At 31.5% G+C, this 13675-nt stretch carries 13 protein-coding genes; 1 reads left to right on the plus strand and 12 read right to left on the minus strand.

Features of this window, described 5'->3' with window-relative positions; translation table 11 throughout:
• Positions 1-549 (plus strand): hypothetical protein (locus L21TH_RS14545; RefSeq protein ID WP_034429746.1); only part of this gene is annotated, 549 nt, incomplete at its 5' end.
• A gap of 39 nt (positions 550-588) precedes the next feature.
• Here the strand turns inward: L21TH_RS14545 and L21TH_RS07635 are convergent.
• The 12 genes from L21TH_RS07635 to L21TH_RS07685 all read right to left on the minus strand — a co-directional run bounded on the left by L21TH_RS07635 (position 589) and on the right by L21TH_RS07685 (position 13664).
• Positions 589-1968: a tryptophanase gene (locus L21TH_RS07635; RefSeq protein WP_006313345.1), complete on the minus strand. Its 1380-nt coding sequence runs from the start codon at positions 1966-1968 to the stop codon at positions 589-591.
• A 164-nt stretch (positions 1969-2132) separates the two neighbouring features.
• The gene (locus L21TH_RS14280; protein WP_006313346.1) at positions 2133-2270 is read right to left on the minus strand and encodes a hypothetical protein; all 138 of its coding nucleotides are present in this window, start codon (positions 2268-2270) and stop codon (positions 2133-2135) included.
• A gap of 14 nt (positions 2271-2284) precedes the next feature.
• Complete coding sequence (locus L21TH_RS07640) at positions 2285-3259, minus strand: ABC transporter ATP-binding protein (RefSeq protein ID WP_006313347.1); 975 nt, start codon at positions 3257-3259, stop codon at positions 2285-2287.
• A complete protein-coding gene (locus L21TH_RS07645) occupies positions 3252-4244 on the minus strand; it encodes an ABC transporter ATP-binding protein (RefSeq protein WP_006313348.1) in 993 nt (330 codons plus the stop codon). The genes L21TH_RS07640 and L21TH_RS07645 overlap by 8 nt, the downstream gene beginning before the upstream one ends.
• Before the next feature lie 15 nt (positions 4245-4259).
• Entirely contained in the window at positions 4260-5159 is a 900-nt protein-coding gene (gene opp4C, locus L21TH_RS07650; protein ID WP_006313354.1) for an oligopeptide ABC transporter permease, read from the minus strand.
• A 13-nt stretch (positions 5160-5172) separates the two neighbouring features.
• The gene (locus L21TH_RS07655) at positions 5173-6135 is read right to left on the minus strand and encodes an ABC transporter permease (RefSeq protein ID WP_006313356.1); all 963 of its coding nucleotides are present in this window, start codon (positions 6133-6135) and stop codon (positions 5173-5175) included.
• A gap of 61 nt (positions 6136-6196) precedes the next feature.
• Positions 6197-7939, minus strand: coding sequence for a peptide-binding protein (locus tag L21TH_RS07660; RefSeq protein WP_006313358.1), 1743 nt, complete (start codon positions 7937-7939; stop codon positions 6197-6199).
• Between the two features lie 177 nt (positions 7940-8116).
• The gene (locus L21TH_RS07665; RefSeq protein WP_006313360.1) at positions 8117-9400 is read right to left on the minus strand and encodes a gluconeogenesis factor YvcK family protein; all 1284 of its coding nucleotides are present in this window, start codon (positions 9398-9400) and stop codon (positions 8117-8119) included.
• Between the two features lie 13 nt (positions 9401-9413).
• The gene (gene rapZ, locus L21TH_RS07670; RefSeq protein WP_006313362.1) at positions 9414-10271 is read right to left on the minus strand and encodes an RNase adapter RapZ; all 858 of its coding nucleotides are present in this window, start codon (positions 10269-10271) and stop codon (positions 9414-9416) included.
• Between the two features lie 21 nt (positions 10272-10292).
• Positions 10293-11024 carry a PHP domain-containing protein gene (locus tag L21TH_RS07675; RefSeq protein ID WP_006313364.1) on the minus strand — a complete coding sequence of 244 codons (732 nt, stop codon included), beginning with the start codon at positions 11022-11024 and terminating at the stop codon, positions 10293-10295.
• A 96-nt stretch (positions 11025-11120) separates the two neighbouring features.
• Positions 11121-12035 (minus strand): UDP-N-acetylmuramate dehydrogenase, encoded by a 915-nt coding sequence (murB, locus tag L21TH_RS07680; protein WP_006313371.1) that lies wholly within the window; start codon positions 12033-12035, stop codon positions 11121-11123.
• A 297-nt stretch (positions 12036-12332) separates the two neighbouring features.
• Positions 12333-13664, minus strand: coding sequence for an extracellular solute-binding protein (locus L21TH_RS07685; RefSeq protein WP_155848332.1), 1332 nt, complete (start codon positions 13662-13664; stop codon positions 12333-12335).
• Between the last annotated feature and the right edge of the window lie 11 nt (positions 13665-13675).

Consider the following 13675-nt stretch of genomic DNA (forward strand, 5'->3'; position numbering starts at 1 on the left):
GTCAAAATGCCTTTAAATCAAAATTTTATCATTGAATTACAAGGTAAATCATATGTTACTTATGAAGGACTTTTAGATTTAGCACATCAAAATAATTTACGTTCTATAAGTGTAGAACTAATTCAGATTCCTAAAAAAGAAAATAATATGACTGCTATATGTAAAGCTACAGCTATTACTGATAAAGGTACTTACACCGATTATGGAGATGCTAATCCTCAATCAGTTAATACTACTATTGTTCCACATTTAATTAGAATGGCTTCTACTAGAGCAAAAGCTAGAACACTGCGAGATTTGACTAATATAGGTATAACAGCAATCGAAGAATTAAATTTGGATAATTTTAACAATGAGTGTCATGAGTATAATCAATATAATGATGATATAAATACATTTAATCCAGAACCTCCTACTCAACGTCAGATTGAAACTATTAAGAAGTTGTCAGATTCTTTAAATATTAATATAAATTATGAAACTCTCACTAAGAAAACTGCAGGTCAATTAATCTCAAAAATGCTAAATGAAAAATATAGAAAACACTAGTAAAAGTGTCCTAATGGACACCTTTACTAGTTCATTTAATTATTCAATAGGTTTTAATCTAGCTATAAAGTGTCTTAATACCTTTGGTTCATATTCAAATTCATATCCCTTTAGCTGGTCTTTTCTTTTTGATATATTAATTAATGCTTCAGCTACTACATCCATATGATTGTTAGTATATACTCTTCTTGGAATAGTTAATCTTAACAATTCAAGTGGTGATTCTAATTGTTCACCTGTGTCTGGATCTCTCCCTAATAAGAAAGAACCGATTTCAACCCCTCTGACTCCTGCTTCTTTATATAACTCTACACATAACGATTGAGCAGGAAATTGGTGATATGGAATATGAGGTAGCATTTTTTTAGCATCTACAAATACTGCATGCCCTCCTGTCGGCTTCTGTACCGGTACACCAGCTTCATCTAATAGCTTTGCTAAATACTCAACTTGACCAATTCTAGCTTGTAAATATGATTCTTCTACTACTTCTCTAAGTCCTCTTGATAACGCTTCCATATCCCTTCCAGATAATCCTCCGTAAGTAGGAAATCCTTCTATAGGGATTATTGACTGTCTTACTTTTTCAAACAGTTCTTCATCGTCTTTTATTGCTATCATTCCACCTATATTTACTATACCGTCCTTTTTAGCACTCATAGTTAAACCATCGCCATACTCGAACATTTCCCTTGCAATTTCTTTAATAGATTTATTCTCGTAACCTTTCTCTCTTTTCTTAATAAAATATGCATTTTCTGCAAATCTAGCTGCATCAAAAAATACCCTTATGCCATATTTATCAGCAACTTTCTTTACTTTTTTAATATTTTCCATTGATACAGGCTGACCACCAGCACTATTACATGTAACTGTGATTAAAATAAATGCACATTTTTCTGGTCCTTTATCCTCTATGAAGTGAACTAACTTATCTATATCAAAATTACCTTTAAATGGATGCTCCTTTTGAGTTTCAAATGCATCATCTATTATCAAATTAACTGCTCTTCCGCCTTTTAATTCTATATGTGCTTTAGTTGTATCAAAATGCATATTTCCTAATACATACTGTCCTTCCTTAATAAGTATCGGAAATAAAACGTTTTCAGCTCCTCTACCTTGATGCGTTGGAACAAAATATTTATATCCAATTATGTCTTCTACGGTTTCTTGAAGATTGTAAAAATTTCGACTGCCGGCATAAGATTCGTCACCTAACATAATGCCTGCCCATTGATAATCACTCATAGCACCTGTACCACTATCAGTTAATAAATCAATAAATATATCCTCTGCTTTAAGTCCAAATTGATTATATCCAACTTCCGCTATTTTTCTTTCTCTTTCTTCCTTAGGAATGAGTCGAATTTTTTCTACCATCTTTATTCTATACGGTTCAGCCATTCTTTCATACATAAAACTCCCTCCTCATTTATAATTGTATTTAATATGCAACAAATTTACATTAACTATACATTTTAACTATTCTCTAAATTTTCCGAAAATCCTTTATTTTTATTTTATTTTGAATAAAAAGTAGAACAGATTACCTGTTCTACTTTTTAAATACTATATTTAATTTACATCTTAGAAAACAAATACATCATAGCACCAATACTCGACATTGCAATTAAAACATATGGTACTAAAATTTCAAATAACGCTATAATCATTGCCAAAATATCCTTCCAATCAATGTATATTTCTCCTTTATGCATGTCAATCCCCCCATCTAGTTAATTAAGTGACATGCTACATAATGTCCATTGCCTACATTCTTATATTGTGGCTCATTTTCTTTACATATTTTTGTAGCATAAGGACATCTTGTATGAAATCTACAGCCAGTTGGTGGGTTTGCAGCACTAGGTATGTCACCCTCTAAAATTATTTTTTTCTTCTTATCTCTAGGATGTGATATAGGAATAGCAGATAATAAAGCCTTTGTATAAGGATGTATTGGATTTTCAAATAACTCATTTTTATCTGCATATTCTACTATTTTACCAAGATACATAACTGCTATTTTGTCACTTATGTACCTAACAACGCTTAAATCATGGGATATAAACAAATAAGTTAATCCCATTTCCTCCTGCAAGTCCATAAGTAAGTTTATAATCTGTGACTGTATTGAAACATCTAATGCCGATACTGCCTCATCAGCAACTATAAACTCAGGTTCAAGGGCTAAAGCTCTAGCAATACATATCCTTTGTCTTTGCCCTCCACTAAACTCATGTGGATATCTTTTTATATGATATTTACTAAGCCCACATCTTTCTAGTACTTTTATTACCCTTTCTACTAGTTCATTACCATTTGCTATTTTGTGTTCTTTAATAGCTTCACCTACTATTTCTCCAACTGTCATTCTAGGATTTAAAGAACTATAAGGGTCTTGAAAAACAATCTGCATTTCTGTTCTCATTTTTCTTAAATCCTTTTTATTTAATTCAAATAAACTTTTATCTTGGAATAATACTTCTCCATCGGTAGCTTTTAATAATCTTAATAAAGTTCTCCCTATTGTAGATTTTCCACATCCTGATTCACCAACGAGCCCCATTGTTTCACCTTTATTTATTTCGAAATCTACACCATCCACAGCCCTTATATATCCAACAGTTCGCTGAAATACCCCTGATTTAATAGGAAAATACTTCTTTAAACCGTTAACCTTCAATAATGCACTGTTTTCACTCATTATGATTCACCACACTTTCATCATAAAGCCAACACTTAACTTTTCTATTATCTCCAATTTTTATTAACTTAGGCTCTACTTCTCTGCATTTATCAGTAGCAAACTCACACCTAGGATTAAAAGTACATCCCTTTGGCTTTTTAGAGGGATTTGGAACTATTCCCCTAATTGTATGTAACCTTTTTTCACTTGTGCAAAGGTCCGGTTTGGATTGCATCAGTCCTTTAGTATATGGATGTAAAGGCTCATCAAATAGGTCCATTACATTCCCTTCTTCAACCACATGCCCAGCATACATTACAACTACTCTATCTGCCATTTCAGCTATAACACCTAAATCGTGAGTTATAAACATTATAGACGTACTATATTCCTTTTGAAGTTCTTTCATTAATTCAAGTATTTGTGCTTGAATAGTTACATCTAAAGCAGTAGTAGGTTCATCTGCAATTAATAGCTTTGGATTACAAGCTAATGCCATTGCAATCATTGCTCTTTGTCTCATACCTCCACTTAAAGAATGTGGATACTCATCAAAAACCTTTTCTGCTCTTGGAATCCCTACCTTTTCTAATAGTTCTATAGTTATCTTTTTCGCTTCTTCTTTATTCACTTTTCTATGCAGTCTTAAAACTTCCATTATTTGATTTCCTACCGTAAATACAGGATTAAGAGAAGTCATTGGCTCTTGAAATATCATTGATATATCATTACCTCTAATTTTTCTCATTTCCTTTTCATTAAAATTAACTAAATTATTTTCTAAAAACAATATTTCTCCATCTTCTATGCTTCCTGGAGGTGTTGGTATTAATTTAAGAATGGACATTGCAGTAACACTTTTGCCACAACCTGATTCTCCAACCACTCCGAGAGTTTCTCCTACATTTATATGGAAATTAACACCATCTACAGCTGGTACCACACCATCTTCTGTGTAAAAATAGGTTTTTAAGTTTTTTACTTTTAGTAATATCTTATCCACAAATAGCACCTCCTTCTAATCCTTTAGTTTTGGGTCAAAGGCGTCTCTGAGGCCATCACCTAAAATATTTAAGCTCATAACTGTAATGAATATTGCTAATCCCGGAGGAATCCAAAGCCACCATTGTTTTTTTATTACATATAAATTTTTAGCCGATTCTAACATATTTCCCCAACTAGGTGTAGGAGGATTTACTCCCATTCCCAAGTAACTTAAAGCAGCTTCTGTAAGTATAGCTCCTGCAATTCCTAAAGTTGCAAATACCACAACTGAAGCTAAAGTATTTGGTAATAGATGTCTAAATATCTTTCTTCTATCGCTAAGCCCTAATGCTTCTGCTGCTTCCATAAATTCTTGTTCTTTTAATGATAAAATCTGACCTCTAACTATTCTAGCTATACCTGTCCATCCAAGAAAACCTATAACTAACATTACATTATATATACTAGGTCCGATAATCGAAACGACTGTAATGGCTATTAGTAAAAATGGAAAACACATAACTATATCTGCTAATCTCATAATAATTGAATCTATTTTTCCTCCATAATAACCTGCTATTCCCCCTAGAATAGTACCTATCAAAACCTCCAATATAACAGCAACAATTCCAACTGATAAAGAAATTCTTCCCCCATATATTAGTCTAGTAAGTACATCTCTTCCTACATCGTCAGTCCCCAGTAAATGCTTACTGCTTGGTGGCTGTTTTGTTGACTCTAGGTTTAATTCATTAACTCCATAGGGTGTAACAAATGGTGCAAAAACAGCCAATAATATTAATATTGACAATATTATCAAACTCATTATAGCTAATTTGTTTTTCTTTAATCTTCTAAGGGCTAGAGTCCAAGGGGATATAATTTCATCATTCTTTTCATTTTTAATTAAATCTTGTTTTTTTTCGTCAGTCATATTAACTCCCCCTTTAATCATATCTTATTCTTGGGTCTGCAACTCCATAGAAAATATCAGCTAATAAGTTCCCTATTAATGTTAAGAATGACAGAAATAGGTTCACTCCTAAAATCAGTGGATAATCTCTATCTAAAACAGCCATTATTCCAATTTTCCCCATACCTGGCCATCCAAAAACTTGCTCTGTAATTACTGCACCTGAAAATAATGCAGGAACCCAAAATCCAAGTAATGTTATTATTGGTATAAGGGCATTTCTAAAGGCATGTTTATATATAACAACCTTTTCTCTTAACCCCTTTGCCCTTGCTGTACGAATATAATCTTGTCTTATAACTTCAAGCATACTTGAGCGTGTATATCTCATAAATGATGCTGCACTTCCAAGTCCAAGTACTACAGCAGGTAATATACTATGCCATAATATATCTGGTACAATATCTGGAAATACAATGTCTTTACCTGGTGTTACCATGCCTGAGATAGGGAATATTTTAAAATCTATAGCAAAAATCTTAATTAAAAGTAGCCCAAAGAAAAAAGACGGTATAGATATTCCAATTAATGCAAATACAGTAAATCCATAATCCAGTTTTGAATACTGCTTTGTTGCTGACAGTATTCCTACAGGTATTCCTACTATTAAACTTAATAAAAGAGCCAATAATGCTAAATAAAATGTATTCCACATATGTCTTTGTATTACTTCTTTCACAGGCTCTCCATATTTATAGGAATATCCTAGATTTCCCCTTACAACTTCTCCTAACCAATTTATGTACTGTTCAGGTAAACTTTTCTTTAACCCAAATTTTTCTTCAATCCTAGCCTTCTCAGCAGCTGTCATGTTAGGGTCCATCATTTTACCTGTAGGACTACCTGGAGTAAAGTGTACAATTAAAAATACAAAAACTGTAATCCCAAACAAAATAGGAACTGTTTGTAATAGTCTTCTTACAATATACTTTTGCATTTTGTTCCCCCTTTCTATGGTTTTATTAAGTTAATAGCCTAGCATTTGCTAGGCTATCAACTTAATAATCAACTTCGATATCTTTTACTTGATATGTCCAATCATAATATGCACCTGGTTCAAAGTTTTTAACACGTTTATTTACAGCCCATACGTCATCAGATAAACTTATAAAAATATATGGAAGCTCGTCGTTTGCTATCTTAGCCCATCTTCTATAAATTTCTTTACGTTTTTCTTGGTCTGTTATTTTTATACCTTTTTCAAATAATTTTTCTGCTTCTTCATTGTAGTAACCTATACTATTAAATCCACCAGGAGTATCTGAAGCTTTATCAAAAATTCCCCTTGGATCAGGATCTATTGAAAGCGACCATGCCATATTATAAATTTCAAAATCTCTATTATTATAAACTTTTTCTACAAGAGCATTAAATTCCATAAACTCTGCTTCCATCTTTATTCCTAAGTCTTTATAATTTTCTTTTGCTATGGAAATTAACTGACTTGCATACTGAGAATCAGTATAAGTCGACCACATAATTGTGAACTCTTCACCTGCTTCATTTTCTAGCCATCCATCATCATCTCTATCATACCATCCTGCTTCTTTTAATAACTCTTTTGCTTTTTCAGGATTATATTCATACTTATTAATTTCATCTGTATAAGCCCAAGATACAGGTGAAATAGGACAATTAGCTACGTCTCCAAATTCACCAAAATAATTCTTTACAAAAGCTTTACGATTTAAACCATAGGTCAATGCCTGCCTTACCCTCTTGTCTTTAAATTTATCTAATCTTAAATTGAATCCAGCATATCCATAGGAATTACCTAAATGTTTTTTAATATCTGCAATTCCTGTTTCTGTAGCTATTTCTACCTCTTCATCCTTAGCCGGAATTTGTACTATATCTACATCACCTGTTTGAGCTTCCGCAGCTCTACTGTCTCTTGGTAAATACTTAACTATTATGCCATCTAATTTAGGTCTTCCTCCCCAATAATCATCAAATGCTTCAACTTCAACATATTGACCAACTACATATCGTTTAAACTTAAATGGTCCACAACCTATTGGATTTTGATTATGTGATACAAATTCAGTATAGGTATCAAATTCATATATATGTTTAGGCATTATACCATAGCCAAAATCATTAATTAGTTTAGGAGCATTAACCTCTTTAATTGTAAATTTGATTGTATAATCATCAACTACTTCTATTCCTTCTATATGGTCTGCTTCACCATTTCTATACTCTTCAGCACCTACAACATCTGCAACAGCAGTCCATCTAGCTCCATCATAATCCGGATGAGCTATAGTCTCAAATGTAAATTTAACATCTTCTGCAGTTAGTTCATGTCCATCGTGAAACTTAACACCTTCTCTTAAATAAAATGTGTAAGTCTTACCATCTTCCGAAATTTTCCATTCCTTTGCAACGTTAGGAACAGGATTTCCTTTAGGATCGTTAGTAATTAATCCATCAAATATTAAAGCTACTATGTTTGAATCATATACACTACTAGATAGAATTGGATTAAATTTACCATCAAAGTCATCCTGTGCTACTGTTAAAATATTTCCTCGCTTTAAAGCTGGATTATTAGTTTTTTTAGATTCTTCTTTTTCAGCTTCGTTTTCAGTTTCACTTTCTGTTCCAGTTTCATTTTCTATTTCGGTTTCAGTAGCTTCCTTTTGATCTGTTTTTGTTGTATCATTTGAGCAGCCAACTAATACTAGAGAAACAGTCAAGCTAAAAACAAGCAATAAAGTAAATACTTTTTTTAACATGATTAACCCCCTTTATAATATGTAAGTTAAATGAAAATTTTTAACTTTATATCTCCCCCCTTACTTCTCTTTATAAAATTATATTAACTAAATCTTTTTTTATGTGTAAATATTGGTACAAGATTGCATTTTTTTAATAATAAAAAGCGTAGGAAGTAAATCTACCTCCTACGCTTTTTATTTATATTTTGGTTTACTCTTATTAACCACCAAATCAACAATAATTTCACTTAACCGTAATGCATCGTGTCTTATATAATCTTTTTTAATATCAACTAATTTATCCTTTATTACTCCGATATTCATATTTTTTAGAGCTTCCTCATCTTCAAGAGATAAGGTTACTGGTTTAGCTCCGTCTTCATAGTATTTTTCTAATGTACTTTTAGGTATATCTTCATTGTTAGTTATAACATAATCTAATATATTCTTTTTTGTATGTCTTAAGATTGCATTAACATGGTCTAATACACTATAATCATCAGTTTCCCCAGGCTGTGTCATAACATTTGATATATATATTTTAAGTGCATCAGAATCATCTATATATTTAACTATATCCTTTACTAAAAGGTTAGGTATAACACTAGTATATAAACTACCAGGGCCTAAAACTATCACATCTGCTTCTTTAATCGCTTCTACAGCTTCTTTTAATGGATAACTTTTTTCTGGTTTTATAAATACTCGTTCAATTTTGCTTCCAGTATCTTTATTTACTATAGGTATGTTTGATTCTCCCTTTATAACTTTATCATTTTCTAGTTTGGCATACAAAGTAACATCTTCTAAAGTCATAGGAAGAACTTTTCCTGTTACAGCTAGTACATTACTCATTTCTTTAACAGCTGATTCAAAGTTTCCACATATACCGTCCATTGCTGCTAGAAATAGATTTCCAAAACTCTGTCCTTTGAGCTTACCTTCTTTAAACCTATATTGTAGCAATTTTTCCATTATAGGTTCAGTATCAGCTAGTGCCAATATACAGTTTCTTATGTCACCTGGAGGCAGCATCCCTAAATCTTCCCTTAAGACTCCAGAACCTCCACCATCATCTGCTACTGTAACTATAGCCGTTATGTTAGATGAATACTCCTTAAGTCCTCTAAGTAAAATTGAAAGTCCTGTTCCTCCACCTATCGCAACTATTTTAGGCCCTTTGCTCAATACTTTCTTTTTGTATAAAGTATCATTAACAAATTTATTATCTATACTAACTTCATACTTACATTTATTTACTACCGTAAGCAAATAACCAATTCCATTTTTTATCGAAAAAATAATTAAAATTAATCCAATTATTAAACCTATTATATACATAAATAAATTGTCACCAAATTCAACTTCTTGTGAAAATACAGGAGATACTCCATATGAGAATAATATTAACCCAAATATCCCCAACACAATCCATCTTTTTAGCCCTAAACCTGGTTTTAACCACTTATAAAGTGCCATTAAGACTACCCCTTTAATATTTATTACAGTCTCTGTGATTAATAATTACTCTGTGTTCTTTTTCCTTTAATCTTTCATATAGGACATTAGCTACTGTAACAGACCTATGTTTTCCTCCGGTACAACCTATCCCTATAACTAATTGTGTTTTACCTTCTTTTATATAATATGGAATTAGAAAATCCAACATATCAATTAATTTTTCAACAAATACTCTAGTATGTTCCCATCCCATCACATAGTCCTGTACTTGTTTGTCGTTGCCAGTGAATTCTCTTAACTCTTCAATGTAATGTGGATTAGGTAAAAAGCGGACGTCAAAGACTAAATCTGCATCTATAGGTATTCCGTGTTTAAATCCAAAAGATAACACTGATACTGTAAGACTTTTTGCTTCTTTTCCTTCTAGAAATATCTTTTTAATTTCTTCCTTCAGCATACCTAGAGTAAAACTAGTGGTGTCAATAATATAGTCAGCTTTTGCTCTAACTTCCTTCAATTTTTCCCTTTCTTCTTCTATACCGTCAATTACTCTTCCATGTGGACTCAATGGATGAGGTCTTCTAAGTTCTTTATATCTCTTTATAATAACCTCATCACTAGCATCTAAAAACAGTATTCTATACTTAAACCCACTCCCTTTCAATTTTTCTAAGCTATTAAATAAATCATTAAAAAACTTACCACCTCTTAAATCTAAAACTACTGCAATTTTACTTATAGTTCTTTTTGAATCGTAGCATAGTTCTGCAAATTTAGGCAATAAAGCTGGAGGAAGATTATCCATACAATAATAGCCGATATCCTCCATAACTTTCATAGCCTGACTTTTCCCTGCACCTGACATTCCAGTTATCACAGTAAATTCCATTACAAATTCCCCCTCTTAACGTTATTCTACAGCGTTTATTATTCTATCAGCTTTTAGGTTAGCACTAACAGCCCTTTGTATAGCCTTTTCCACATTACCAACGTCTTTAGGGGTATGAGCATCACTGCTTATCACAAATTTAACCTTCTCTGTCATAGCTATTTTTAAATATTCTAAAGATAATTGTCCGTGACTTGCATTAATCTCAAGTGCTGTCCCCCTCTTAGCTGCTGCCTTTGCTAACTCTTTTGTATCTATATCCACCTTAGCTCCTGGATGAGTTATTATATCAATATCATACTTATTAATTGCATTGATAAGAGCCTTAGTATTTAAAAATCTAGCTTTTTCGGCAATAGATTTTGATACTCTTCCTAAGTAATTAAGAACATATATATTATATGCGTCACTTATAGTTTGGGGCTTTGCTCCAAAATGAAATCCTACTAGTAAGATATCTAAATATTTTAATATGTCATCATCTATATCTATAGTACCATCATAGCTTATAATGTTAGATTCAACCCCTAAAAGTATCTTTATATCTTTATATTCTTGATTCAACTTATCAATTTCTTCTCTCATTTTAATAAAATTTTTTTTCTTAACTCCAAAACCAATATGACTAGGACCATGGTCAGCAATAGCTATTTCCTTTAATCCTTTACTTATAGCACTTTCAACATTTTCTTTAATAGTACCTTTACCATGACTATAAATAGTATGTGTATGATAATCAGCAAAAATTCTCAATCAAAATCACTTCCCTTTTGTATTTGAGGTTTACAGCTCTCATGTTACTACCAGTTTTCTCTAAGCCTTTTATTTTACATTTTAACTTTACATTTCTCATCTTTCCCCTATAATCTTTACTTCAGGCTCCAGCTCTATTCCAAATTTGTCTTTAACTGTCTTTTGAACAACACTTATTAAATGTAATACTTCTTCACTGGTAGCTTCTCCTAGATTAACAATAAAACCACAGTGTTTGTCAGAAACTTGTGCATCACCATACCTCAATCCCTTAAGACCTGCCACATCTATTAATCTACTTGCATAATCTCCTTCCGGTCTTTTGAATGTACTACCTGCACTAGGTAAATGAAGTGGTTGTTTTGTTGTCCTTTTTTCTGTTAACTCATCCATATATTTTTTTATCTCTTCATAATTTCCCTTTTCAAGCTGAAGTTCAACTTCAACAACTAAAAGACTCTCTTCTTGGACTCTACTATGTCTATAACTAAAATTCATTTCTTCGTTTGTATATTCCTTTATGTTACCTTCTCTATCTATGCATCTAACCTTTGTAACTACATCTTTCATTTCTGGACCATATGCTCCTGCATTCATTGCTATTGCTCCACCTAATGTTCCCGGTATGCCACTTGCAAATTCCAATCCAGTTAAAGAGTGGTTTAAAGCTGCTTTGGACACTACAGATAATAAACTCCCTGCTTGTGCAATAATTTTTGTTCCTTCTACCTTGATATCACTTAAATTCTTTTCTACTTTAATAACTACACCTCTTATACCTTTATCAGTAACTAATAAGTTTGTTCCATTACCTACTAAATAGTAATCTATGTTGTTTTCTTTACAAATTCTTATTGCTTTTGTTATTTCTTCAATATTTCCTGGTAAAACCATAACATCTGCAGGTCCACCTATTTTAAAATATGTATGTTTTTTCATAGGCTCATCTAATAGTACTTTCCCTAGCTTAATATGTTCGTTAAATAATTTATATATATTTAATTTATCCAAAATATCAACTCCTACAAATTTAATATAATCCATTTTTAATTATATTCTAACTAAAACTTTTTGTAAACGATATAACAATCCCTAATTACTAATAAACATTAATTTCTATACTGTACAAATCTTATATAAAATTAGAAAATACCTATTTTTCCAAATTTAAAATTGAAAATGTAAAATTAGTACTAAATCAACTATGTTGATTTGTTAGTTATTAATTCGTTGTTAGTAATTAGTAGCCTATAAGTCAACTCTTTTAAATACTAACGTCTTTTTTACGTTTTGTTATTTCTATATAATTTATTCCACTATCATTTCTATCTGTTTTCTTGCTTCGTCTAATGCATCTTGGGATGATTTTTCACCAATTATAGCTAACCTAATCTGATTTTGAAGAATTCTATCTATATCCTTCCACTTCTCATGTTTAGGTATTATTTGTGTATAAGATAAGCAATCTTCTAGCCTTTTCATTTTAGGATTATTTTCATATATATCTTTTATTCCTTTCTTAGCTGGAAAAACTCCTAAATCTTCTAATTCTTCTTGATACTTTTCTTGAGAAATAAACTTCAAAAACTTCACACACATATCAAGTTTACCTTTATCCTCCTGCTTAAAAATACCATAAGCACAAACAGAATTATTTAATGAAACAGGAATTCTTTTATCACCTATTGGGTAGTTTGCTATGGTGTAGTTAAATCCTTCTCCCTTTCTAATAGCATTATCTAATACTCTTACAGCCCAAGAACCCGTAGGATACACTGCTATTACTTGCTCTTTATTAAACATATCCCATGCTTTGTTTCCGCTTATTAATCCAAATTCCTCCGGAGTTACTTTATACTTTTTCTTTAAATCTACCACTTTTTTTACTCCACTAATGGCTTTATCACCATAAAAAACATATTTATTTGAATTCTCGTCTATTATCTGTGCTCCATCACTTAATATTATTCCCCATAAATTATAATAGTTAGGACTTATAAACGAAACAAAACCATAGTGGTCTATTTTACTGTCATTATCAGAATCCCAAGTAAGTTTTTTCATTTTTTCAACAAATTCTTCATAAGTCCAATTGCCATCTATCGGTGGTTCTACACCTCTCTGTCTAAATAAATCTAAATTTAAATACATAGTATAAGTAGTCATCATAACAGGCATTCCCCACATCTTACCATCATATGTCACTGCATGTAAAGCCTGAAATTTAAACTTTTGCTTTTCTTTATCACTTAAATATAAATCTAAAGGCTCTAATATGTCTTCCTTCATGAATGTAAAATCCGCACCAACTGGTGCAATATCGGGTAAATTTCCAGTTTTAAGTCCAACTTCTAATTTTATAGGTCCTTTATTCAAATCAATAGGTCTAAGCTCAATATAAACACCTGGATTTTCTTTTTCAAATTTTCTTATTTTATCAAGCATCCACTCATATCTACTTCCAGTTTCCACATTAAGTCTTGGATAATCCCATATTTCTATAACACCTTTCCACTCTGTATCTTTTTCCTTTTCTATAGTAGGAGTGTTCTGGGATTTATTAAAAGAAATAAAATAAATTGGCCACATTATTATAAATATAACTAATAATATAGTTAAAACCTTCTTCAAAAATGTCACCCCCTTAGATA

It is taken from the genome of Caldisalinibacter kiritimatiensis, from assembly GCF_000387765.1.
GTDB classification, from domain to species: domain Bacteria; phylum Bacillota; class Clostridia; order Tissierellales; family Caldisalinibacteraceae; genus Caldisalinibacter; species Caldisalinibacter kiritimatiensis.